The organism is Pseudomonas savastanoi, from assembly GCF_020917325.1.
GTDB classification, from domain to species: Bacteria; Pseudomonadota; Gammaproteobacteria; order Pseudomonadales; family Pseudomonadaceae; genus Aquipseudomonas; species Aquipseudomonas amygdali.
The window spans coordinates 4,254,987-4,276,779 of sequence record NZ_CP076652.1 but is presented as its reverse complement, the minus strand read 5'-3'; the positions used below and the strand labels follow the sequence as shown (position 1 = coordinate 4,276,779).

The 21,793-nt window shown below is 58.7% G+C and carries 22 protein-coding genes and 3 tRNA genes; 14 read left to right on the top strand and 11 right to left on the bottom strand.

What is annotated here, in order from left to right:
- Positions 1–399: a hypothetical protein gene (locus tag KP808_RS18060; protein ID WP_230016607.1), complete on the bottom strand. Its 399-nt coding sequence runs from the start codon at positions 397–399 to the stop codon at positions 1–3.
- A gap of 151 nt (positions 400–550) precedes the next feature.
- On the opposite strand from KP808_RS18060, the gene earP reads away from it, so the two are divergent.
- Together earP and KP808_RS18050 are read left to right on the top strand one after the other, a co-directional pair.
- Positions 551–1,687: an elongation factor P maturation arginine rhamnosyltransferase EarP gene (gene earP, locus KP808_RS18055; RefSeq protein ID WP_230016606.1), complete on the top strand. Its 1,137-nt coding sequence runs from the start codon at positions 551–553 to the stop codon at positions 1,685–1,687.
- Between the two features lie 99 nt (positions 1,688–1,786).
- The gene (locus KP808_RS18050; protein WP_002554550.1) at positions 1,787–2,356 is read left to right on the top strand and encodes an elongation factor P; all 570 of its coding nucleotides are present in this window, start codon (positions 1,787–1,789) and stop codon (positions 2,354–2,356) included.
- Between the two features lie 91 nt (positions 2,357–2,447).
- Here KP808_RS18050 and KP808_RS18045 read toward each other — a convergent pair whose 3' ends face one another.
- From KP808_RS18045 to KP808_RS18035, 3 genes are all read right to left on the bottom strand, one after another.
- Positions 2,448–3,467 (bottom strand): alpha/beta hydrolase, encoded by a 1,020-nt coding sequence (locus KP808_RS18045; RefSeq protein WP_058401282.1) that lies wholly within the window; start codon positions 3,465–3,467, stop codon positions 2,448–2,450.
- Between the two features lie 40 nt (positions 3,468–3,507).
- Entirely contained in the window at positions 3,508–3,927 is a 420-nt protein-coding gene (locus tag KP808_RS18040; RefSeq protein ID WP_003373293.1) for an organic hydroperoxide resistance protein, read from the bottom strand.
- Positions 3,928–4,168: 241 nt separating this feature from the next.
- On the bottom strand, positions 4,169–4,642 hold the full coding sequence (locus KP808_RS18035) for a MarR family winged helix-turn-helix transcriptional regulator (RefSeq protein ID WP_002554546.1): 474 nt from the start codon (positions 4,640–4,642) through the stop codon (positions 4,169–4,171).
- 188 nt (positions 4,643–4,830) lie between these two features.
- On the opposite strand from KP808_RS18035, the gene KP808_RS18030 reads away from it, so the two are divergent.
- On the top strand, positions 4,831–5,577 hold the full coding sequence (locus KP808_RS18030; protein WP_058401283.1) for a sulfite exporter TauE/SafE family protein: 747 nt from the start codon (positions 4,831–4,833) through the stop codon (positions 5,575–5,577).
- On the opposite strand, the gene KP808_RS18025 is transcribed toward KP808_RS18030, so the two are convergent.
- Complete coding sequence (locus KP808_RS18025; protein ID WP_058401284.1) at positions 5,567–6,463, bottom strand: LysR substrate-binding domain-containing protein; 897 nt, start codon at positions 6,461–6,463, stop codon at positions 5,567–5,569. The two genes, KP808_RS18030 and KP808_RS18025, sit on opposite strands and share 11 nt — an antisense overlap.
- A 67-nt stretch (positions 6,464–6,530) precedes the next feature.
- Between KP808_RS18025 and KP808_RS18020 the strand changes: the two genes are divergently transcribed.
- Positions 6,531–6,764 carry a DUF1127 domain-containing protein gene (locus tag KP808_RS18020; protein ID WP_058401285.1) on the top strand — a complete coding sequence of 78 codons (234 nt, stop codon included), beginning with the start codon at positions 6,531–6,533 and terminating at the stop codon, positions 6,762–6,764.
- A gap of 18 nt (positions 6,765–6,782) precedes the next feature.
- Here the strand turns inward: KP808_RS18020 and KP808_RS18015 are convergent, their stop codons facing one another.
- The gene (locus KP808_RS18015) at positions 6,783–8,129 is read right to left on the bottom strand and encodes a class II 3-deoxy-7-phosphoheptulonate synthase (RefSeq protein WP_002554540.1); all 1,347 of its coding nucleotides are present in this window, start codon (positions 8,127–8,129) and stop codon (positions 6,783–6,785) included.
- A gap of 171 nt (positions 8,130–8,300) precedes the next feature.
- On the opposite strand from KP808_RS18015, the gene KP808_RS18010 reads away from it, so the two are divergent.
- Complete coding sequence (locus tag KP808_RS18010) at positions 8,301–9,062, top strand: spermidine synthase (protein ID WP_002554539.1); 762 nt, start codon at positions 8,301–8,303, stop codon at positions 9,060–9,062.
- A 421-nt stretch (positions 9,063–9,483) separates the two neighbouring features.
- On the top strand, positions 9,484–11,190 hold the full coding sequence (locus KP808_RS18005; RefSeq protein ID WP_177342374.1) for a DEAD/DEAH box helicase: 1,707 nt from the start codon (positions 9,484–9,486) through the stop codon (positions 11,188–11,190).
- Between the two features lie 90 nt (positions 11,191–11,280).
- On the opposite strand, the gene KP808_RS18000 is transcribed toward KP808_RS18005, so the two are convergent.
- Positions 11,281–12,048: a DODA-type extradiol aromatic ring-opening family dioxygenase gene (locus KP808_RS18000; protein WP_230016605.1), complete on the bottom strand. Its 768-nt coding sequence runs from the start codon at positions 12,046–12,048 to the stop codon at positions 11,281–11,283.
- A gap of 101 nt (positions 12,049–12,149) precedes the next feature.
- On the opposite strand from KP808_RS18000, the gene KP808_RS17995 reads away from it, so the two are divergent.
- Positions 12,150–12,812, top strand: a complete 663-nt coding sequence (locus KP808_RS17995; RefSeq protein ID WP_122281651.1) for a thiopurine S-methyltransferase — start codon at positions 12,150–12,152, stop codon at positions 12,810–12,812.
- 148 nt (positions 12,813–12,960) lie between these two features.
- On the opposite strand, the gene htpX is transcribed toward KP808_RS17995, so the two are convergent.
- Complete coding sequence (gene htpX / locus KP808_RS17990) at positions 12,961–13,848, bottom strand: protease HtpX (protein WP_003418061.1); 888 nt, start codon at positions 13,846–13,848, stop codon at positions 12,961–12,963.
- 267 nt (positions 13,849–14,115) lie between these two features.
- Entirely contained in the window at positions 14,116–15,327 is a 1,212-nt protein-coding gene (locus KP808_RS17985; RefSeq protein ID WP_004657364.1) for a pyridoxal phosphate-dependent aminotransferase, read from the bottom strand.
- Between the two features lie 190 nt (positions 15,328–15,517).
- On the opposite strand from KP808_RS17985, the gene msrB reads away from it, so the two are divergent.
- Both msrB and KP808_RS17975 read left to right on the top strand, forming a co-directional pair.
- On the top strand, positions 15,518–15,913 hold the full coding sequence (gene msrB, locus KP808_RS17980; RefSeq protein WP_122258094.1) for a peptide-methionine (R)-S-oxide reductase MsrB: 396 nt from the start codon (positions 15,518–15,520) through the stop codon (positions 15,911–15,913).
- A 150-nt stretch (positions 15,914–16,063) separates the two neighbouring features.
- On the top strand, positions 16,064–16,549 hold the full coding sequence (locus KP808_RS17975; protein ID WP_122258067.1) for a glutathione peroxidase: 486 nt from the start codon (positions 16,064–16,066) through the stop codon (positions 16,547–16,549).
- A 6-nt stretch (positions 16,550–16,555) separates the two neighbouring features.
- Here the strand turns inward: KP808_RS17975 and KP808_RS17970 are convergent, their stop codons facing one another.
- Entirely contained in the window at positions 16,556–18,904 is a 2,349-nt protein-coding gene (locus tag KP808_RS17970; protein WP_230016604.1) for a hybrid sensor histidine kinase/response regulator, read from the bottom strand.
- An 80-nt stretch (positions 18,905–18,984) separates the two neighbouring features.
- Here KP808_RS17970 and KP808_RS17965 point away from each other — a divergent pair, with 80 nt between their 5' ends.
- Together KP808_RS17965 and KP808_RS17960 are read left to right on the top strand one after the other, a co-directional pair.
- Positions 18,985–19,875: an ATP-binding protein gene (locus tag KP808_RS17965; RefSeq protein ID WP_002554531.1), complete on the top strand. Its 891-nt coding sequence runs from the start codon at positions 18,985–18,987 to the stop codon at positions 19,873–19,875.
- Positions 19,872–20,354, top strand: a complete 483-nt coding sequence (locus tag KP808_RS17960; RefSeq protein ID WP_004657375.1) for a GAF domain-containing protein — start codon at positions 19,872–19,874, stop codon at positions 20,352–20,354. The genes KP808_RS17965 and KP808_RS17960 overlap by 4 nt, the downstream gene beginning before the upstream one ends.
- Before the next feature lie 54 nt (positions 20,355–20,408).
- Here the strand turns inward: KP808_RS17960 and KP808_RS17955 are convergent, their stop codons facing one another.
- The gene (locus tag KP808_RS17955) at positions 20,409–21,167 is read right to left on the bottom strand and encodes a hypothetical protein (protein WP_058401291.1); all 759 of its coding nucleotides are present in this window, start codon (positions 21,165–21,167) and stop codon (positions 20,409–20,411) included.
- A 294-nt stretch (positions 21,168–21,461) separates the two neighbouring features.
- Between KP808_RS17955 and KP808_RS17950 the strand changes: the two genes are divergently transcribed.
- The 3 genes from KP808_RS17950 (at position 21,462) to KP808_RS17940 (ending at position 21,791) form a co-directional block, all read left to right on the top strand.
- Positions 21,462–21,537 (top strand) — tRNA-Glu (locus KP808_RS17950).
- Positions 21,538–21,539: 2 nt separating this feature from the next.
- Positions 21,540–21,615: transfer RNA gene (locus KP808_RS17945), tRNA-Gly, on the top strand.
- Between the two features lie 100 nt (positions 21,616–21,715).
- Positions 21,716–21,791: transfer RNA gene (locus tag KP808_RS17940), tRNA-Glu, on the top strand.
- Positions 21,792–21,793 lie beyond the last annotated feature (2 nt).

Sequence of the window (21,793 nt, the reverse complement as noted above, 5' to 3'; positions counted from 1 at the left end):
TTATCCGCAGTACTGATTGATGCTGGCGCGACTTTTTTCGCTCGGCGCAGTGCGGTCCTGCTGAATCCAGAAATCACACTTGGAACGGTTGAAGGTACGCTGCTGTTGTTCCTGAGCCTGTTCACGGGCCTGACGGGCCTCGCTTTCACGCAGGCTTTGCTCGTATTTGCGGAACATTTCAGTCTGCGGGGCGGACGGCGCGGCATTTTTTTGTGCAGGCGGGGCGGTGAGCTGGGCGGCGGCGTTTTCCAACGCCTGGGTTTGCGCCGGGGGCAGGCTCTTGTAATACAGCAGAGCGGTCAGGAACACCGCCATTGCGCCCAGCCAGATACCCAGCGCAATGCAGACAATCAATTTCAACGACACATACAGGTCGCGACGGCGGGTAGTGGATGACATGGCTGAACTCCTTGCAGGGCAACAGATGCGATTGTGCCATGCCTGATGGCCGGGCATGAAAACTGTGCTGTCCAGTGGCATCAGGCTGGTGGCAACGGGGCGTTCTGAACGACAATCAACGTTTTTTGCCATCCAGCCTCAGGGAGCCACGATGAAAGTCTCGTGGGACATTTTTTGCAGCGTAGTCGACAACTACGGTGATGCCGGCGTGACCTGGCGTCTGGCACGCCAGCTGGTTGCCGAGCAGGGTCTGCATGTGCGTTTATGGATCGACGACCTGTCGGCTTTCGTTCGCTTGTGTCCCGACGCTGATCTTAAGGCTCAGCAGCAATGGCAAGAGGGCGTGAGGGTGTGCCAGTGGCCCGCTGAATGGATAAACAGCGATATTCCTGACGTGGTCATCGAGGCCTTTGCCTGCCGCCTGCCGACGCCCTATACCGAGTCGATGCTGCAGCGTTCGCCAAGGCCGCTGTGGTTGAACCTTGAGTACCTCAGCGCCGAAGACTGGGTCTCGGGTTGCCACGGTTTGCCTTCGCCACAGTTGAACGGTTTGAAGAAGTTCTTTTTCTTTCCCGGATTTTCCGACGCCACGGGCGGCCTGCTGCGCGAAAGAAACCTGATCGAACAGCGCCAGCGATTTCAGCAAGACAAGGCCGCGAGGCAAGGTTTCTTGCAGGGGTTGGGTGTCGAGCCGTTGCCTGATGCCCGCTTGATCTCGGTATTTGCCTATGAAAATCCCGGGCTGGGCAGCTGGCTTGACGCGCTGGCCAGCGACACTCGGCCCAATCACATGCTGGTGCCGGAGGGACGCATCCTCACCGATCTGCAGCGCTGGCTGGGTGTCGGCGATGAGTTACACGCAGGTTTCATGCAGGTAAGGGGAGGGCTGACCGTGCAGGTGTTACCGTTCATCCGCCAGGAACGCTACGACCAACTGCTGTGGAGCTGCGATTTCAACGTCGTGCGCGGCGAAGACTCATTCGTCCGTGCGCAATGGGCGGGGCGGCCGATGCTCTGGCACATCTATCAGCAGGAAGACGACGCGCACCTGCCCAAGCTTGATGCGTTTTTAGCGCTCTACCTGGCGGGTCTTGAGCCTGAGGCGGCGCATGCTGTGAATCAGTTCTGGCAGAAGTGGAATATCGGCAGCGACCTGAGCGAAAGCTGGCTGGCACTCACCGAACACTGGGCTGAACTCGAAAAGCACGCCGGGCACTGGTGCCAGCAACAAGCCGCACAGACTGATCTTGCCACGGCGCTGGTGCAGTTTTATGGAAATTCGCTATGATACGCGGCCTTGATACAAGGCTCTGTACGAAAAAGGCCTGCGCAGGTTGTTTCTCGTACAGAGCCTTTGGTTAATTTCATCCAAATTCGGATATATGCAATGAAAACTGGTAAAGAGCTGAAACCCGGTACTGTGATCCGTCTCGAAAACGATCCTTGGCTGGTTCAGAAAGCTGAATTCACCAAATCCGGTCGTAACAGCGCGATCATGAAAACCAAGCTGAAAAACCTGCTGACCGGTTACAAGACCGAGATCGTTTACAGCGCCGACGACAAGCTGGACGACGTGATCCTTGATCGCAAGGAAGCCACCCTGTCTTTCATCAGCGGTGACACCTACACGTTCATGGACACCACTGACTACACCATGTACGAGCTGAACGCCGAAGACATCGAAAGCGTTCTGCCTTTCGTCGAAGAAGGCATGACCGACGTTTGTGAAGCCGTATTCTTCGAAGACCGTCTGGTTTCCGTAGAACTGCCGACTACTATCGTGCGTCAGGTCGACTACACCGAAGGCTCTGCTCGTGGCGACACGTCGGGCAAGGTCATGAAGCCTGCCAAACTGAAAAACGGTACCGAGCTGAGCGTTGCTGACTTCATCGAAATCGGCGACATGATCGAGATCGATACCCGTGAAGGCGGTTCCTACAAAGGCCGTGCGAAGTAAGCATGGTTTTGTAACCCCGTTACGCAAAAAACCCGCATCGCTGCGGGTTTTTTTACGGCTGAAGTTTGAGCCTCTGCCGTTATTTCGGGCGCTATTTCAGGTGTTCTTTCAACTCCTGAGACGCCTGCAGGATGGCAGAGCGGACAGCCGGGACCTGGCTGACCACGTTGAGCAGACCGTAGTCATGGATCATGCCGTTGTAACGTACCGCCGTGACCGGCACGCCCGCCTGATCCAGCTTGCGCGCATAGGCTTCGCCTTCATCACGCAGCACGTCGGCACTGGCGGTCTGAATCAGCGCCGGTGGCAGACCTTTCAGTTGTTCGGTGGTGGCGCGCAGCGGCGAGGCGTAGATCTCGTTACGTTGTGCGGCATCGGTGGTGTAGTTGTCCCAGAACCACTTCATCATGTTACGGGTCAGGAAGTGGCCTTCGGCGTATTGGTTGTATGAACCGTTATCAAAGTTGGCGTCAGTCACCGGCCACAGCAGCACCTGATACCTGAGCGCCGGAGTGCCTTTGTCTTTGGCCATCAGTGCAACGACCGCTGCCATGTTGCCACCCACGCTGTTACCCGCCACAGCCAGGCGCTTGCCGTCGACGTTGATTTCCTTGCCGTGCTCAGCTACCCATCTGGTCGCTGCGTAGGCCTGGTTGATTGCCGTCGGGTAATGTGCTTCGGGTGAAGGCGTGTAATTGACGAACACCGCTACCGCGCCCGAGCCCACGACCAGGTCGCGGACCAGTCGCTCGTGGGTCTGGAAATCACCCAGTACCCAGCCGCCGCCGTGGAAGAACATGAAAACCGGCAAGGTCCCTTTTACGCCAGCAGGGCGCACGATATTCAGGCTGATCGGCTGGCCATCGACATTGATGGTCTTTTCGCTGACATCGGCTTTGGGCAGCGTCAGTTTGACCCCCGCCTGTGCTCCGACCAGCACGGCCCTGGCATCTTTGGGCGACAACTGCTCGATGGGTTTGCCAGTGCCCGAATTCAAGGCATCGAGAAAGGCCTGAGTGTTGTGCTCGATGGCAGGATCGCCTGCGGCAAACGCGCTGCCGATCGACAGTGCGAGAAGCGTACCGGTCATGACTTTGCTGAAGTTCTTCATGTTCGTTCCCTTGCTCATGTTCGTATCTGTGGCCGGTGAGTTAGACGGTTACATGCAGGCGCACATCGACGTTGCCGCGCGTGGCGTTTGAGTAAGGGCAAACCACGTGAGCGGCATCGACCAGTTGCTGAGCGTCGGCTTGTTCAAGGCCGGGCAGGCTGACGTGCAGGTCGATGTCCAGACCGAAACCACCGGGAATCTGGCCGATCCCTACGTGGGCGGTAATCGAGGCGTCTGCCGGAATGCTGCGTTTGCTCTGACCAGCGACGAATTTCAGGGCACCGATGAAGCAGGCCGAATAACCGGCAGCGAACAGTTGCTCAGGGTTGGTGGCTGCGCCGCCAGCACCGCCGAGTTCTTTCGGAGTGGCCAGTTTGACGTCGAGAATCTTGTCGCTGGAAACGGCACGACCATCACGGCCGCCGGTGGCGGTTGCAACTGCGGTGTAAAGAGTGTCCATGATTTTTCCTCGTTTGATAGGGATTGTTGCGCAAAATACTTGCGCGCTAACTAATTGCAAGGCAAAGGTAGTTCACGGATAGTTAGCGCGCAAGCTAAATTTTGCGAAAAGTCGAAAGAGGTCGTTTTCGGGAGGAAGAAAGCTACCAGGGCGGGTAGCTGGAAATCTTGCCAGCCCCGTGGTGCACGGGGCTCTGGCGCAACGAACGGCAGGTCAGTCCGGGCCGGCGTGAGCCTTTTTCTTAAAGGCTCTGGTGCAGATGGTCACGCAAGTCCAACAACTGTGTCTGCAGGTCACGAAGCCTTTCCATGTTCAGGCCGCTCGCCGACAGAATACAGCCGGGTATGCTCAGTGCCTGGTGTTGCAGTGCACGACCTTGTTCAGTCAGGTGCAGCAATACCACGCGTTCGTCCTCTTTGCTGCGGGTGCGGCTGATAAAGCCCTCGCCCTCAAGACGCTTGAGCAAAGGTGTCAGAGAACCCGGATCGGTGAGCAGGCGAGTGCTGACATCACCGACGGTAAGCCCGTCTTTTTCCCACAGCACCATCATTGCCAGGTACTGCGGATAGGTCAGTCCCAGCGCCTGCAGCAGCGGCTTGTAAACCTTGGTCATCATCAATGAGGTGGAGTACAGGGCGAAACACAATTGGTTATCCAGTAGCAGCGAATCGCAATCGGCAGGTGCAGCGTGGGCAGGGTTTTCTTCGGCACTCATATCAGGTCCTCAAACTCAGTCGAATGAGTTTAACTTAGTGTTGCATTCTTTAATGTGCCAGATAATTCCGAGCGTGCAGGCTCAAAGCGCTGACAGCTTGCGCCGCGCGCAAAAAAACAGGTAACACCGGGTGTTGGTTGCGCGCAGGACTGCGTAGCATTTGGCCATCGACTGGGCGGGGACGTAGTGTGATTGAAATTGTGATGTTTGTGTTACTGGGTGCAGCGATGGGCACCCTGGGGGGGCTGTTCGGAATCGGTGGTGGTCTTGTGGCAATTCCTGCGCTGGGGGTGCTGTTCGGTCTGGATCAGCAACTGGCGCAAGGGACTGCGTTGTTGATGGTGCTGCCTAACGTGTTACTCGCCTTGTGGCGCTATAACCAGCGCAACCGGATTTTGCTGCGTAATGCGTTGATGTTGATCATTCCCAGTTTTATTTTTGCCTGGCTGACGTCGCTGCTGGCGGTGCGCGTGGATCCGCAAAGCATGCGCCTGGGCTTTGTCGGCTTTCTGGTGGTTCTGACCGTGTTCAACGTGGCGCAGATGTATTGGCGCGGCCATCAGGCCGGTAGCGGGTTGCGCCATGAAAAATGGCTATGGCTGCTGGGCGTCGGGTCGGGTATGACCGGAGGTCTGTTTGGCGTTGGCGGGGGAGTGGTGGCCACGCCGATCCTGACCAGCGTGTTTGGTACGACACAGGTTGTGGCGCAAGGGTTGGCGCTGTCCCTCGCAGCCCCGAGCACCGGGATCACGCTGGTTACCTACGCGCTGCACGATCACGTCAACTGGTCGATGGGCATTCCATTGGCCATTGGTGGTCTGGCGAGCATCAGTTGGGGTGTCAAGCTGGCGCACTCGCTGCCGGAGCGAACGCTGCGCCTGATGTTCTGCGTGTTTCTGGTGCTCTGCGCAGTCATTCTCGCGCTCAAGGTTTGAAGCCGTCGATGATGTAGTCGGCCATGCATTCGGTGATGGGCGAGGGGTTTTTCGGATTGCGCAGCAGTACGATGCTTGCCGTTGGCAGCTCGGGCAATTGTTCGGCCGCGCCGATGATGCGCAAATCTGCAGTGATCAGGCTTTGAAACTGTGCAGTGACTGCCAGGCCCGCGCTGACCACTGCTGTGATTGCTGCCATGCTGGAGCTGCTGTAGGCGATGCGGTAATCACGCTCCACGCTGTCCAGGGCGTTGCACGCCCAGTCGCGACAGAAGCAGTGTGTATTGAACATCGCCAGCGGAATGGGGTTTTGCTCATGCGGAGCAAAACCGCTGGCTTCCATCCAGACCAGGCGCTCGTGACGCAACAGCGTACCGATCTCGGTGCCGGGCTTGCGCGTGACGATGGTCAGGTCCAGGTCATTGCGTTGCAGCAGCAGGTCGGAGGGTTCGCAATGCACCTCTACCTGAACCAGCGGGTAGGCCTGTGCGAACTGCGAAAGTATGCCGGGCAGAAAGCGCATCACGTAGTCGTCGGGCGAGCCGATTTTTACCACGCCAATCATGTGTGGCTCGCGCAGCGTATTGAACACCTCACTGTGCAGCTTGAGGATGCGCCGCGCATAGCCAAGTAACACCTGGCCCTCTGCCGTCAGGTTCAGGGTCCGGCCTTCACGCTGGAACAGTTGACGCTGTACGACATCCTCTTCGAGGCGTTTCATCTGCATGCTGACCGCCGATTGCGTGCGGTTGACCACCTCGCCTGCGCGAGTGAAACCGCCGTGATCGGCAATAGCCACAAAGGTGCGCAGCAGCTCGGTGTCTATGCCTGGGTAACGGGTGCCCGAATAGCTGGCCAATACATCAACCTCCCAGATGCACTGCATAAGAAACATTCGTTGGATTGATCTTATGTCAGGCGCGAGACTTTAGTCATCTCACACGGAGGGCAAGATGATGAATGGTCAAAAAGAGTCTGTATTGATCGCAAGACCTGCCGGGCATGCTCAGCCTGGCAAGGCGTTGGTGTGGTTGAAGCATCACTTGCAGCGCTGGCTGGAGCTGTACCGTCAACGCCGCTATCTGGCGCGGATGAGTGATGACACGCTGAAGGACCTGGGGCTGAGTCGGGCCGACATTCAGCAGGAAGCCGAGCGTCCGTTTTGGGATGACCCGCTCAAGCGCTGAGCGGGCCGCTTGCTCTGCTTAGCGCCGGACCTGCTTCAGGGTTTCGGCAATCAGGAACGCCAGCTCCAGTGACTGATCGGCGTTCATGCGCGGGTCGCAGTGGGTGTGGTAGCGATCCGAAAGACCATCTTCGGTGATGGGGCGGGCGCCGCCGATGCATTCGGTGACGTTTTGCCCGGTCATTTCGATATGGATGCCTCCGGCATAAGTGCCTTCAGCCTGATGCACTTGAAAGAACTGCTTCACTTCGCCGAGGATCTGCGCAAAGTCGCGGGTTTTGTAGCCGCTGCTGGCCTTGATGGTGTTGCCGTGCATCGGGTCGGAGCTCCACAGCACTTTGCGGCCTTCGCGCTCGACCGCACGAATCAGCTGTGGCAGGTGATCGCCGACCTTGTTTGCACCCATCCGCGCGATCAGGTTGAGACGGCCCGGATCGTTGTCAGGGTTGAGGATGTCGATCAGACGAATCAGGTCGTCGGTGTTCATGCTCGGGCCGACCTTGACGCCGATCGGGTTGTTCACCCCGCGCAGGAATTCGACATGCGCGCCGTCCAGTTGCCGGGTACGGTCGCCGATCCACAGCATGTGTGCCGAGCAATCGTAGTAATCATTGGTCAGGCTGTCGCGCCGCACGAAGGCTTCTTCGTAATTGAGCAGCAATGCCTCGTGGGCGGTGAAAAAACTGGTTTCACGCAGTTGCGGCGAGCTGTCCATGCCGCAGGCGCGCATGAACGCAAGCGTTTCATCGATGCGTCCGGCCAGCTGGCTGTATTTTTCGGCCAGCGCCGAGTTAGCGATGAAGTCCAGATTCCACTTGTGCACTTGATGCAGGTCGGCAAACCCGCCCTGGGCGAAAGCGCGCAACAGGTTCAGGGTGGCGGTGGACTGGTTATAGGCTTGCAGCAGGCGTTCGGGGTCTGGCACACGGCTTTTCTCATCGAAGCCGATACCGTTGACGATGTCACCGCGATACGCCGGGAGCGTTACGCCGTCGATGATTTCGTCGTTGGCCGAGCGAGGTTTGGCAAATTGTCCGGCCATGCGTCCGACTTTCACCACCGGGCAACCGGCGGCGAAGGTCATGACGATGGCCATCTGCAACAGCACCTTGAACGTGTCGCGAATCTTGGCTGCGGAAAACTCCATGAAGCTTTCCGCGCAGTCGCCGCCCTGTAGCAGGAACGCGCGACCCTGGGTCACTTCGGCAAACTGGCGGCGCAACTCTCGGGCTTCGCCGGCAAACACCAGCGGCGGATAGCTGGCCAGGGTCTGTTCGACCTTCAGCAGGTGCGCGGCGTCAGGGTAGTGAGGTTGCTGCTGAATCGGCAGTGCCCGCCAGCTGTCGGGGCTCCAGGGTTGGCTCATTATTGGCTCTAGGGTTGTGCAATCGGGCCAGCATGTTAGCAGTTCGCCGTTGCTCTGCCAGCGTAGGGCAGACCACCGGGATGGCATAGCGCCCGGCAATGTGTGACAAAGCCGCGCGCTTGCCGGACAATTCGCGTTTTGCGCTCGGCGCAGCGATGACCAGGAACGGTAATGACGGAAGAGCGTGAGCGCGTAGAACGAATTCTGGCCGAGGTCCACGACGACTTCGGCATGATCCGCGTGCTGGAAGTGGAGGATTACCGCTTTCTGGAGTTTGGCGAGGCCATCGAGCAGAGCTGCACGTTTACGGCTGACCCGAGCTGGCTGGAATACGACTATACCCGCGCGATGCTGATCGGCGCACTGTGTCACGATGCGCCGGACAGCGCGCTGTTTCTGGGGCTGGGTGCGGGTACGCTGACCCAGGCCTGCATGAAGTTCCTGCCGCTTGAAGACGTTGAAGTCATCGAGCTTCGCCCTGATGTGCCGCGCCTGGCCATGGAGTTCATGGGGCTCGATGACGATCCGCGTCTGTATATCCGCATCGGCGATGCGCTGGAGTTGCTGGACAGCGCAGAGCCTGCCGACCTGATCTTTGTCGACCTTTACACCGATGTCGGGCCGGGCGTCGGGCATTTGGCCTGGAATTTTTTGCAGGGCTGCCAGCAACGCCTCAATCCCGGTGGCTGGCTGATCATCAACCAGTGGGCCACCGACGACGGCAAACCGCTGGGTGCAGCCTTGCTGCGGGGTTTGTACCACCGTCATTACTGGGAGCTGCCGGTAAAGGAGGGCAACGTCATTCTGATCGTGCCTGCCGACCTCGATCAGACGCTGGATATCGAGGCACTGAGTTCGCGTGCCGAGGCACTTGCGCCGCATCTGGGGTACTCGCTGGAGTCGTTGATCAGAGCGGTCCGTTCCGCGACCTGAAAGGGCGAAGCATGTGCTGACTGTTCTGAAATCAGGGGTGAGACAATTCGCCACACCCCGCAGGTCGGGATGCCGGCCATCCGCAAGAGCAGATTAAACGTTTAAGCGGCAACGCCCGCAATCTCGGGCCCGCGCCCTTGTCGGCCAGCCCTCTGCCCGGACCAAGGGCCTTGGGTTGCTCAAGGATGGCGCAATGTTTCGCAAAAAAAGACTCACTAAGGTGCGTATTTCCGGTATAGTGCGCGCCGGCCTTAACAGGGCCCTCGTCAAGGTATTGCAGTACCCCGAAGCCAGCTTCGGTTGCTTGTTCGCACAACGGACTAGCCTGGACGATCCATTCATCAAACGTTTTCGCAAATCCCCGCCGACAAAGCAGCCAGGGTGACCTCAAGGTCGTACACGGCACGCGCAGCTTTGAAGCATGGGTCTTTGCGGATGCACTAGAGGCAGACCCATGACCCAGGAAATCGGCGGCTTCGCCGCTCTCGAACTTCATCCAAATATCGTTGCAGCAGTCGTCGCCACTGGCTACGAAGAGCCTTCGGCCATTCAGCAGCAATCGATCCCGATTATTCTCGCCGGTCACGACATGATTGGTCAGGCGCAAACCGGTACGGGTAAAACCGCCGCGTTCGCACTGCCTATCCTGCATCGCATCGACCCGAGCAAGCGCGAGCCGCAAGCACTGATCCTGGCCCCGACCCGCGAACTGGCACTTCAGGTTGCCACCGCGTTCGAGACCTACGCAAAACAAATGCCGGGCGTGACCGTTGTAGCGGTCTACGGCGGCGCGCCAATGGGCCCGCAGCTCAAGGCTATCCGCAACGGCGCACAAATTGTTGTCGCCACCCCTGGCCGTCTCTGCGACCACCTGCGTCGTGACGAGAAAGTCCTGGCAACCGTGAACCATCTGGTTCTCGATGAAGCAGACGAAATGCTCAAGCTGGGCTTCATGGACGACCTCGAAGTCATCTTCAAGGCCATGCCTGAAACCCGCCAGACCGTACTGTTCTCGGCAACGCTGCCACAGTCGATCCGTGCCATCGCCGAGCGCCATCTGCGTGATCCGAAGCACGTCAAGATCCAGACCAAGACCCAGACCGTTACCGCGATCGAGCAGGCTCATCTGCTGGTTCACGCTGACCAGAAGACCTCGGCTGTATTGAGCCTGCTGGAAGTCGAAGACTTCGACGCCCTGATCATGTTCGTCCGCACCAAGCAGGCGACCCTGGACCTGGCAAGCGCCCTTGAAGCCAAAGGCTACAAGGCTGCTGCACTGAACGGTGACATCGCTCAGAACCAGCGCGAGCGCGTTATCGATTCCCTCAAGGATGGCCGTCTGGACATCGTTGTAGCGACCGACGTTGCTGCCCGTGGTCTTGACGTTCCGCGTATCACCCACGTATTCAACGTGGACATGCCTTACGATCCAGAGTCCTACGTTCACCGTATCGGCCGTACCGGTCGTGCCGGTCGCGAAGGTCGTGCACTGCTGCTGGTAACTCCTCGCGAGCGCCGCATGCTGCAGGTGATCGAGCGTGTTACCGGTCAGAAGGTTGCGGAAGTCCGCCTGCCGGATGCCCAGGCCGTTCTGGATGCACGCATCAAGAAGCTGACCAACAGCCTGTCGCCACTGGTCGCTGATGCCGAATCGACTCACGGTGATCTGCTCGATCGTCTGACTGCCGACATCGGCTGCAGCCCGCGTGCCCTTGCTGCTGCACTGCTGCGCAAGGCTACCAACGGTCAGGCACTGACCCTGGCAGCCATCGAGCGCGAGCGTCCACTGGTTCCGAACAACGCCCCGCGCGGTGATCGTCCAGAGCGCAGCAGCGACCGTGGTGATCGTCCTGAGCGTGAGCGTCGTGCGCCGGTTCCATTGGCCGAAGGCCGTGCTCGTTGCCGTACCGCGCTGGGTGCGCGTGATGGTATCGCTGCCAAGAACCTGCTGGGTGCCATCCTCAACGAAGGCGGCCTGGCCCGCGAAGCTATCGGCCGCATCCAGGTGCGTGACAGCTTCAGCCTGGTCGAGCTGCCGGAAGATGGTCTTGAGCGTCTGCTGACCAAGCTCAAGGACACCCGTGTTGCTGGCAAGCAGCTCAAGCTGCGTCGCTATCGCGAAGACTGATCGGCTTCTGAGCTGATAGGTCAATAAAAAATCCCCGACTGGTTCGGGGATTTTTTTGCGCTGAATTCAGGCGACTCGGCGTTTTCGGATTCAGCCGAACCGATAGATATCCATTCCGAGCGCCCCCATAGTGAAGCCTTGATGGGCAACACTGAATGCTCCGCCTGCGCCCCGTGCGAAATACAGCGGCAGCAAATGCTCGTCACTCGGGTGCGCTCGCATCGCATGGGGGGCGAGACTGCGGTAGTGGTGCAGGGCGGCTTCATCTTCTTTTTGCAGCTTGTCGATCATCCAGTCACGAAACGTCACAGCCCATGGCTCTGCGCTTCCGGGGCCGGCGTTCCAGTCCAGATCGCGCAGGTTATGCGTGATGCTGCCAGAGCCGATAATCAATACACCCTGTTCGCGCAGGCTGGCCAGCGCGCGGCCTACCCGTGTCTGGAGCTCGGGCCCCTGAAGGCTAGGCAGTGAGATCTGCACCACCGGAATATCGGCGTTCGGGTACATCAACGACAAGGGCACCCAGACGCCGTGGTCGAACGGTCGTCTGCTGTCGATGCGTGCGGGCAGATCGCTGGCGGCCAGCAGCTCGACTATTGTGCGGCTCAGTTCAGGCAGACCTTTCGCCGGGTATTGCACCGCAAACAATTCAGCTGCAAAACCGCCGAAATCATGCCAGGTCTCGGGTTGTGGGTTGCCGTTGACGATCAGTTCGTGGCTTTCCCAGTGTGCAGACACCACTACGATGGCGCGAGGCCTGGGCAAGCTGGCGGCCAATCGCGTCAGGGCGGGGCCACTCTCGCCGGGCTCCAGCGCGAGCATGGGGGAGCCATGGGAAATAAACAGGCTTGGGAACATTTAACGCTCCAGAATATGAGAATGCCCCATAGTCGTTCATTCTCATGATCTAAATCTAATATAAGTTATGGCGCTTTTTGATCGAATTTTCAGGAGGTTTCATGCAGGCGGATTTTTGGCTGCAGCGCTGGCAGGCAGGACAGATTGGCTTTCATCAGGCGCAGGTCAATCAGGACCTGCGACAGCATTGGCCTCATTTGAGACTTGAGCCTGGGGCTCGGGTTCTGGTGCCGTTGTGCGGCAAAAGCCTGGATATGAACTGGTTGATAGAGCAAGGTTGCTACGTAGTCGGCGCAGAGCTTTCCGAGGCAGCGGTAGCAGGCTATTTCAATGAGCGCGGTGTGCAACCGCAAATCACGCGCAAGGGCGACTTCAGCGTCTATGCAGCGCCGGGCATCGAAATCTGGTGCGGCGATTTTTTCGCCCTGACGGCGCACGATATTGGCCACTGCACAGCCTTTTATGACCGTGCCGCCTTGATTGCCTTGCCCTCGGGCATGCGCGAGCACTATGTGCAGCAGCTTGAAGCGTTGATGCCTCAGGCATGCAGTGGCCTGCTGGTCACCCTTGAATACGACCAAAACCTGCTCGAAGGCCCGCCATTCTCCGTGCCGCACACGTGGCTGCAGGCGTTTGTATCCGGAAGCTGGGAAATCACGAAGGTCAGCGAGCAAGATGCGCTACACAGCAGTCCCAAGGCGTTGAGGGCCGGATTGGAGCGCATGGATGAGCACGTTTATAGGTTGGAGCGTCAATCGCGCTGAGTTGGGCCTGAATTCTTCTCCGATCGCAGAACCGTGTGACGCAGAGCGTCACGAACTGCATTCCCATGCGGAGCGTGTGCAACGAGAGGTGTCCGGTAGAACACCTCTCATTGCTGTGCGCGGGGCGAAAGCTATCGCGTTGGTAGGATCAACCGCGGCGGCGCAGGGCCTCGATGCGTTGCTCCAGCGGCGGGTGGCTCATGAACAACCCTGCCAGGCCTTTCTTCAGACCGGCGTTGATACCGAACGCCGTCAGGCTGTCAGGCATGTTCACCGGTACGCCCTGTTCTGAACGCAGGCGTTGCAGCGCACCGATCATCGCGTCCGTACCGGCCAGTCGGGCACCTGCGTCGTCAGCGCGGAATTCGCGTTTGCGCGAGAACCACATGACGATGGCGCTGGCCAGAAAGCCCAATACCAGCTCGGCGAAAATCGTCGTGATGTAGTAGGCAATACCCTGACCGTTCTCGGTCTTGAAGATCACCTTGTCGACGAAGTTGCCGATGATGCGGGCAAAGAACATCACAAACGTGTTCACCACACCCTGCACCAGCGCCAGTGTGACCATGTCGCCGTTGGCAACGTGGCCGATTTCGTGCGCCAGTACGGCTTTCACCTCATCCGGCGAGAACCGCTCGAGCAGGCCCTGGCTTACCGCAACCAGTGCATCGTTCTTGTTCCAGCCCGTGGCGAATGCGTTGGCTTCATACGCCGGGAAAATACCGACTTCCGGCATCTTGATGCCCGCATCGCGGGACAGTTGTTCAACGGTCTGCAGCAACCATTGCTCATGGCGGGTGCGAGGCTGACTGATGATCTGAGTGCCGGTACTCATTTTCGCCATCCACTTGGAGATGAACAGCGAGAACAACGAGCCCGCGAAACCGAACACAGCGCAGAAAACCAGCAGCTGATTGAGGTTCAGATCAACCCCGTTGGCCGCCATGAACCCATTGAAGCCAAAAAGGCTCAGGGTGATGCTGGCAATCAGCACGACCGCAAGGTTAGTGGCCAAAAACAGCAAAATGCGCATCATGGTCGAAACGTTCTCCTCAGGTAAATATGTAACTCGATGCCGGGTATATAAGGTGATGCCCGCTGCTATTCAACAGAGGGACTATTTCAAACTGTGTCCTCTTCACGCAATCGATGGTAATCCCGCAAAGCTGAACGGTGCCTGAGCCAGAGTGGTCGATGCCTGAAGGGTTGAGGGCGGGGCGCTCATGCTGTTTTGGCAGGGCACAAATAAACTGCCCCGAACAGGTCGGGGCAGGGATGCGGCGCGAGAGGGGGCGGTGTCTGTTTACTGACGATAACCCTTCAGGAAGTTACCGATGCGGCCAATGGCCTGCTCCAGCTCATCAACGCGCGGCAAGGTCACGACGCGGAAGTGATCAGGGTAGGGCCAGTTGAACGCCGTGCCTTGAACCACCAGCAGTTTTTCCGAGAGCAGCAGATCGAGGACGAACTTCTCGTCGTTGAAGATCGGGCAGACCTTCGGGTCGATACGCGGGAACGCATACAGCGCGCCCATCGGCTTGACGCAGCTGACGCCGGGAATATCGTTGAGCAGCTCCCAGGTGCGGTTTCGTTGCTCCAGCAGACGGCCTGGCGGCAGGATCAGGTCATTGATGCTCTGATAGCCGCCCAGTGCGGTCTGGATGGCGTGCTGGCTCGGCACGTTGGCACACAGGCGCATGTTGGCCAGGATGTCGATGCCCTCGATGTAGCTCTGCGCGTTGTGTTTCGGCCCGGAAATGGCAATCCAGCCGGAGCGAAAGCCTGCGACCCGATACGACTTGGACAAACCGTTGAAGGTCAGGCACAGCAGGTCCGGCGCCAGCGAGGCAGTGCAAATGTGCACGGCGTCGTCGTAGAGGATCTTGTCGTAGATTTCGTCGGAGAACACCACCAGATTATGCTGGCGAGCCAGCTCCAGCATGCCCAGCAATACCTCGCGGGAATACACCGCGCCGGTCGGGTTGTTCGGGTTGATGATCACCATGGCCTTGGTGTTCGGGGTGATTTTGGCCTTGATGTCTTCAAGGTCCGGCCACCAGTTGGCCTGCTCGTCGCACAGATAATGCACCGGGCTGCCACCGGACAGCGCTACTGCCGCAGTCCACAATGGGTAGTCGGGTGCCGGAACCAGCACTTCGTCGCCGTTGTTGAGCAACGCCTGCATCGACATCACGATCAGCTCGGACACGCCGTTGCCCAGATAGATGTCTTCGATGCCGACGCCTTCCACCTGCTTCTGCTGGTAATACTGCATCACAGCCTTGCGGGCGCTGAACAGGCCCTTGGAGTCGCTGTAGCCCTGGGCAGTCGGCAGGTTGCGGATCACGTCCTGAAGGATTTCGTCCGGCGCCTCGAAACCAAACGGTGCCGGGTTGCCGATGTTCAGCTTGAGGATGCGATGGCCTTCCTCCTCCAGGCGTTTGGCGTGCTTGAGCACCGGCCCGCGAATGTCGTAGCAGACGTTTGCGAGCTTGTTCGATTTGTTGAACTGCATGGTGATGATCCCGAAAATGGACGAGCTGTTGCCGGCTTGCAATGAAGGTCGCAGCACGTTCGCCATGAAAATGGGTTTGTATGCGACAAACGCGGGTGCCAGACTGACGTCTGACCTGGCGCAATCATACGTGCCACCTGATCTGTGGAAAAGGTACAGATCGGGGTTTTTCGAATTCGGAGGTGTACCTGTGGACAAGTTGCATAAAACGCTTGAGGAGTGGAAAGAGATGCTCGACCCGGCGCAGTATCAGGTTTGCCGCCTGAAAGGCACCGAGCGGCCGTTTTCCGGTAAGTACAACGAGACAAAGACAGAAGGCGTCTACCACTGCATCTGCTGCAATGAGCCGCTGTTCGATTCCACCACCAAGTTCGATTCGGGCTGCGGCTGGCCCAGCTTCTACGCACCGCTGGAAGGCAGCGCGGTGGTCGAAGTGCGCGATGTCAGCCACGGCATGATTCGTACCGAAGTGGTCTGTGCCAAATGCGACGCCCACCTGGGTCATGTGTTTCCCGATGGTCCGCCACCGACCGGGCTGCGTTACTGCATCAACTCGGTATGCCTGGACCTGGTCCCGCGCCAGTAGCCGTGAGATTGTTGTGCCGTTGCGTGCAGCGGCTCCGGGCTTATCGACCCGTATCAATACCGAAAATTGGCGTGCGCCGCGCTTCGTTGCAGGCTAACGTCAGTGCTCACATTCCGATCCAGCCACCGCCTGGTCTTGAGGCCTCCTTTGATGAGTGAAAACCTGCTGAGTATCCCGGTCACTACGATCAAGGGAGAACAGAAAACCCTGGCCGATTACGCTGGCAAGGCGGTGCTGGTAGTCAATACAGCCAGCAAATGCGGCTTCACCCCACAATATAAAGGCCTGGAAAAACTCTGGCTGGACTACAAGGATAAAGGGCTGGTGGTACTGGGGTTCCCTTGCAATCAGTTCGGCAAGCAGGAGCCGGGTGACGAAGGCGCTATTTCAGGGTTTTGCGAACTGAACTACGGGGTCAGCTTCCCGCTGTTCAAGAAGATCGACGTAAACGGCGCTCAGGCCCATCCCTTGTTCGTTCAACTCAAACAGCAGGCACCGGGGTTGCTGGGGACCGAGCGAATCAAGTGGAATTTCACCAAGTTCCTGATTGGCAGGGATGGCGCGCTGGTCAAGCGTTTCGCGCCGTTGACCAAACCCGAGGAACTGACCGGTGAAATCGAAGCGCTGCTGCGCTAAGCCGTTTCAGCGGATGTCAGCGATGGGAATCCACTGGTCCAGAATGCCCGCCAGTTCGGCGCGCCGGAACGGCTTGGCGAGGTAGTCGTTCATGCCTGCCGCCTTGCAGCGCTCTCGCTCATCGGGCATGGCGTTGGCGGTAAGCGCCACGATCGGCAGGTTTGGCCAGCGGCCGCTGCTGCGGATCTGGCGGCTGGCTTCATAGCCGTCCATGACCGGCATGTTGCAGTCCATCAACACTAGGTCAAAGTGGCCTTGCTCCAGTTGTTCCAGGGCCTCGCCGCCGTGACTGCTGATGATCACTTCGCACCCCAGCTTGCCGAGGATGCCCTTGGCCACTAGTTGATTGACCGGGTTGTCTTCCACCAACAGTACTCTGGCCATGCGCTGAGCCGTTTGCTCTGGCGCTTTTGTGTCCCTGACGCCTGTCTCTTCCTGACCGAGTACACGCCGCAGCGTGTGGTAAAGCGCGTTGCGCGCCAGTGGTCGAGCCTGCTGTTGCAGCGGGGCAAGGGCTGTAACCTGTTCGCCGGGCATGAAATTGCCATAGGCGGTGACCAGCAGGATCGGCACGGGTGTAGTGGGGCGAATCGCAAACAGGCATTCGGGGCAGTCGGTAATGACCAGGTCCGGGCTGCTGTCGAGGTCCACGTCTTCCGGGCGATCATCAATGCTGCGTCGCTTGAGATCGACCCCCCAGGTTGGCAGCAGGTTGCCAAGCAGCTCCACCAGGCCGCTGCCGGCCGAGCTGACCACAGTGACCCGGCCCCTGAGCGCGGTCTGAGTGACTGCGGACACATGCACCGGCAGCGGCAGCTCGGCGCAGAACTGACTGCCGAAGCCGGACTGCGACTGGATACTCAGCGTGCCATTCATGGCTTCACAGAGATTGTTGGTCAACGCCAGACCCAGCCCGGTGCCGCCATACTGCCGAGTGATGGCGGTTTCTGCCTGAGTGAACGGCTGGAAGATTTTCGCCTGGGCGTCCTGCGCAATCCCGATGCCGGTGTCGCGGACTTCGATGCGCACCCGGTTTTCTCCGCTGACATCCTTATGGTGAGTCAGACGTACATCCACGCGCCCGAAACGGGTGAATTTGAGTGCGTTGGACAGCAGGTTGCTGACGATCTGCCGCACACGGGTCGGGTCGCCGGTAACCATGGCCGGAAAGTCCGGCGCAATCAGGCAGGTCAGCTCTACGCTGGGCGCCGCGTTTTGTGACAGCAGGTTGGCGGTGTCTTCGATCAACACCCCCAGGTCGAAGGGAATGCGCTCGATCTCCAGATGACCGGCATCGAACTTGGACATGTCGAGAATATCGTTGAGCAGTTCGACCAGCACCTTGCCGGAGTCGTGGGCGATCATCAGTTGCTGGCGCTGCTCGGCGCTGAGCGGGCTGTCCAGTGACAGCGCGAGCATGCCCAGCAAGCCGTTGAGCGGCGTGCGGATTTCGTGGCTCATGTGCGCCAGAAACGCCGAGCGCGCATTGGCCATGTCCAGCGCCGTACTGCGTGCTATCTGCAGTTCCTCGTTGGATTCGCGCAGGCGTATGTTGCTGGCCTTGAGCTCATTGGTGCGTGCCGAAACAATGTTTTCCAGCTCGTTGAGATGTTCGGTCAGCCGATCTTCGGCCGCGCGCCGTCTGGAGAACTCGCTGCTCATGGTTTCGAACTGACGATTGAAGGTCGCGACCAATACGCCGATTTCATCCTGCTCATGGTGAGGCGGGCAGGTTATTTTTCCTTGGTCGGGGTTGCGCGGATCGCGACTGCTCAGTTCGCGGATCACCCTTACCAGCGGTTTGGTCAGGGTGGCATAGAACAGAATGGTCAGAATGCCGGCCAGCGCCAGGCTGCGCACGAAGCCGTTGAGCAAAGTGATCTCGGCGCGCTGCAGAAAGTGGCTGCCGAACGCGAAGGTGTCCACGGTCAGGTACAGTGTGCCGATGGTTTCATCCGGCAAATGGTTGAGGTGCAGTTTTTCCTGAAACTGGCGGCTTTCACCGAACAGCCAGTCGCTGAACACCCGATAGCGCCCTGTCGCCATGGGGCGTTCGACGCTTGCGAGCACGGCGTCATTGTTATCGGTCAGCCTGGCGCTGACTACGGCAGGGGAGCGCAGCAGCCCGAGTGTCAGCTCCTGAGCCAGCTCCGAGTCGATGTTGTAGGCAATGCGCGATGCCGGGTTCTGGATGATTTCCAGCAGTGATTTGATTTCGCGATTGATGGACGCGTCTTCGCTGGCATAATCGATTGCAATCTGGAACAGGCTCAGCAAGGTCCCCAGCGCGAAGCCGATCAGTACAGCCAGGCGCGCCTGCTTGAACGAAAGCCTGTTTTTGAGCGATATATCCATGAGTACTTACTGCCACTTCTGGTTGGCCAAGCATAGCTGATAGGCACTGCTGACCAATCAGTTAAATATAAGGAGATCCCGTGGATTCTCGGTTGGATGCTTTTCTGCAGCGCGCCGATGCCGTGCTGGCCCGGCTGGAACCGCTGTTGCCAGCCGTGCGCGAGCCGGTCGACTGGTCACAGACGCTTGCCGCGCGCTGGGTGCAAGAGGGCCGTAGCGGCTACCTGATGCCGTTGCAGGTGAGCCTGGATACGCGCCTGACCGATCTGATCGGCGTCGACCTGCAGCGCGATCAGTTAGGGCGCAATACACGTCAGTTTATCGATGGCCTGCCTGCCAACCATGCCTTGCTCTGGGGCTCGCGCGGCACCGGCAAGTCGTCCCTGATCCGCGCTCTGCTGGCCGAGCACGCCTCGGCCGGTCTGCGCCTGATCGAGATCGAGCGTGATCATCTGGGCGACTTGCCGCGTGTGGTCGAACAACTGCACAAACTGCCGCAGCGCTTTGTACTGTTCTGCGATGACCTGTCGTTCGAGTCGGGCGAGGGTGATTATCGCGTACTGAAAAGCGTGCTTGACGGCTCGCTGGAGCAGGCACCGGATAACGTATTGCTGTATGCCACCTCCAATCGCCGCCATCTGGTGCCCGAAAAGGAAAGCGACAACGTTGACTGGAAGCACGTCGACGGCGAGTTGCACCCCAGCGAGGCCGTGGAAGACAAGATCGCGTTGTCTGACCGCTTCGGCCTGTGGCTGTCGTTCTATCCATTCACTCAGGAGCATTACCTGAACGTGGTCGAGCACTGGATCACGCAACTGGCAGACAAAGCCGGCTTGCAATGGCAGCGCGACGAAAGCCTGGAAAAGGCTGCGATTCGCTGGGCGACCGCGCGTGGCAATCGCAATGGCCGCTGCGCATATCAATTTGCACGTTACTGGGTAGGACTTGAATTGTTGGAGCAACACACATGATCGATTTGCAAAACACCGGTGCCGGCCTCAATGGCTACGGTCTGCTGGCCGCCCAGCTTGAGGCATTGCTGGCAGACGAGCGCGACTTCATCGCCAATGCGGCGCAGTTCTCGGCATTCCTCTATACGCAGATCGACGATCTGAACTGGGCGGGTTTTTACCTCAATCGCAACGAAGAGTTGGTGCTGGGTCCGTTTCAGGGGCAGATTGCGTGCGTACGCATTCCCTTTGGTCGCGGCGTTTGCGGGGCGGCGGCGCAGAGTCGGCAAACCCAGCGTGTTCAGGACGTTCACGAGTTTCCAGGGCACATCGCCTGCGACAGCGCATCGAACAGCGAGCTGGTGGTGCCGTTGATCAAGGACGGGCGTCTGATCGGCGTGCTGGACCTGGACAGTCCGAGTGTGGGGCGTTTCAACGAGGTGGATCAGGCGGGGATCGAACGTCTGGCGGCTATCTTTCTGGCATCGACCGACTGTTGAGCCGCTCGACCTGCCGCTGTCCGGAGCATAGGTCCGGCAGCGGCGGGGCAGTCATCAATCGTAGATGACTTTCTTCTTCCATTCGGATTCGGTTTCGTCTGCCTTCAGGCCTTCGGTCAGCGCGTTGTCGTCGTCTTCGGATGGCGCGGTATTGGTCAGTACCATCGAGTTGGCGCGGGCCAGTTGTTTTTCCATCGCCAGCAACTGCTGTTGGTACGTCACCGGGTCCGGCTGGTTGCGCAAATACTGCACGCCGCGTTCGAACGCCAGACGAGCCTGGCCCGGCTGGTCCTGACTGAGGGCCATCTGACCGAGGTTATTGAAGAACTCGATGTGCAGCGTGACCAGAATCGTGCGGATTTCGCGGATCCAGTGTTTGGCTTCGCTGGTTTGCAGAAAGCCGTCATGCGCAGCGCGGGTCACCTGACCATGCAGGGCTTCCAGAAGGAAACGCACGTCCTTGGCCTTGGCTTCGGTCTGGATCGGCGTGACCGGGTTGGGGATGTCGATGCGTTCGCCCTTGCCGATCTGCTCTTCCAGCTCGCCGATGCGGTGCTTGAGTTGAGCGTTACCCTTGTCCAGGCTGAGCATGCGCTGCACGACGTTCAGTTCCAGACGCGTAAGCAGCAGCTTCAAGGCTGGCGACATCAACTGGCCGGGGAATACTTCGGTGATTTCGCTGCAGCGACGCAAGCGATCACTGAGTTCGACCTTGGTGCGGGCCTTCTCCAGTTTGCCGTTTTCAGCGACGTGATTCAGGTAGCCGATCGCGATGAGCAGAGCGATACCTGCTACTACCATCAGCGTGATCATGAGTGGAGTCACTGTGCAAACCTCATTTGTTCAATTAGTTTTAGTGCGAGTGTAGTGGCTAAGCACTACTGCGCATAGATGTCCCTCCTGGAGTTTGTCGGCATCTCTTCTATATAGATTAGGCAGCTGAATGATTGGCGACAGTCGGTCAGCGTCCGAACGGCATCGAAGTTATTGATTTCAATAAATTTTCACATGGGGGTTGACGACCCCTCAATCCATCCATAGAATGCGCGCCACTTACAGCGTAAAGCACACAGCGTAGCGCAAATAAGTAGTGAATGTTGTACGTGTGTCCCCTTCGTCTAGTGGCCTAGGACACCGCCCTTTCACGGCGGTAACAGGGGTTCGAGTCCCCTAGGGGACGCCATTGCGGGAATAGCTCAGTTGGTAGAGCACGACCTTGCCAAGGTCGGGGTCGCGAGTTCGAGTCTCGTTTCCCGCTCCAATTTTAAGCAGCTTTGCCTCCGGGCAGGGTTGAGTGAAACCAGAACACATCTTCGGATGATGTCTGGAACTGAAACACACACCATTGTGTTTCAGGCAGTGTCCCCTTCGTCTAGTGGCCTAGGACACCGCCCTTTCACGGCGGTAACAGGGGTTCGAGTCCCCTAGGGGACGCCATA

What these genes read in the sequence shown, in the direction of transcription:
- KP808_RS18060 (WP_230016607.1), bottom strand. Translation starts at nt 399, where the DNA reads ATGTCATCCACTACCCGCCGTCGCGACCTGTATGTGTCGTTGAAATTG.
- earP (WP_230016606.1), top strand. Translation starts at nt 551, where the DNA reads ATGAAAGTCTCGTGGGACATTTTTTGCAGCGTAGTCGACAACTACGGT.
- KP808_RS18050 (WP_002554550.1), top strand. Translation starts at nt 1,787, where the DNA reads ATGAAAACTGGTAAAGAGCTGAAACCCGGTACTGTGATCCGTCTCGAA.
- KP808_RS18045 (WP_058401282.1), bottom strand. Translation starts at nt 3,467, where the DNA reads ATGAAGAACTTCAGCAAAGTCATGACCGGTACGCTTCTCGCACTGTCG.
- KP808_RS18040 (WP_003373293.1), bottom strand. Translation starts at nt 3,927, where the DNA reads ATGGACACTCTTTACACCGCAGTTGCAACCGCCACCGGCGGCCGTGAT.
- KP808_RS18035 (WP_002554546.1), bottom strand. Translation starts at nt 4,642, where the DNA reads ATGAGTGCCGAAGAAAACCCTGCCCACGCTGCACCTGCCGATTGCGAT.
- KP808_RS18025 (WP_058401284.1), bottom strand. Translation starts at nt 6,463, where the DNA reads ATGCAGTGCATCTGGGAGGTTGATGTATTGGCCAGCTATTCGGGCACC.
- KP808_RS18020 (WP_058401285.1), top strand. Translation starts at nt 6,531, where the DNA reads ATGATGAATGGTCAAAAAGAGTCTGTATTGATCGCAAGACCTGCCGGG.
- KP808_RS18015 (WP_002554540.1), bottom strand. Translation starts at nt 8,129, where the DNA reads ATGAGCCAACCCTGGAGCCCCGACAGCTGGCGGGCACTGCCGATTCAG.
- KP808_RS18010 (WP_002554539.1), top strand. Translation starts at nt 8,301, where the DNA reads ATGACGGAAGAGCGTGAGCGCGTAGAACGAATTCTGGCCGAGGTCCAC.
- KP808_RS18005 (WP_177342374.1), top strand. Translation starts at nt 9,484, where the DNA reads ATGGGTCTTTGCGGATGCACTAGAGGCAGACCCATGACCCAGGAAATC.
- KP808_RS18000 (WP_230016605.1), bottom strand. Translation starts at nt 12,048, where the DNA reads ATGTTCCCAAGCCTGTTTATTTCCCATGGCTCCCCCATGCTCGCGCTG.
- KP808_RS17995 (WP_122281651.1), top strand. Translation starts at nt 12,150, where the DNA reads ATGCAGGCGGATTTTTGGCTGCAGCGCTGGCAGGCAGGACAGATTGGC.
- htpX (WP_003418061.1), bottom strand. Translation starts at nt 13,848, where the DNA reads ATGATGCGCATTTTGCTGTTTTTGGCCACTAACCTTGCGGTCGTGCTG.
- KP808_RS17985 (WP_004657364.1), bottom strand. Translation starts at nt 15,327, where the DNA reads ATGCAGTTCAACAAATCGAACAAGCTCGCAAACGTCTGCTACGACATT.
- KP808_RS17975 (WP_122258067.1), top strand. Translation starts at nt 16,064, where the DNA reads ATGAGTGAAAACCTGCTGAGTATCCCGGTCACTACGATCAAGGGAGAA.
- KP808_RS17970 (WP_230016604.1), bottom strand. Translation starts at nt 18,904, where the DNA reads ATGGATATATCGCTCAAAAACAGGCTTTCGTTCAAGCAGGCGCGCCTG.
- KP808_RS17960 (WP_004657375.1), top strand. Translation starts at nt 19,872, where the DNA reads ATGATCGATTTGCAAAACACCGGTGCCGGCCTCAATGGCTACGGTCTG.
- KP808_RS17955 (WP_058401291.1), bottom strand. Translation starts at nt 21,167, where the DNA reads ATGATCACGCTGATGGTAGTAGCAGGTATCGCTCTGCTCATCGCGATC.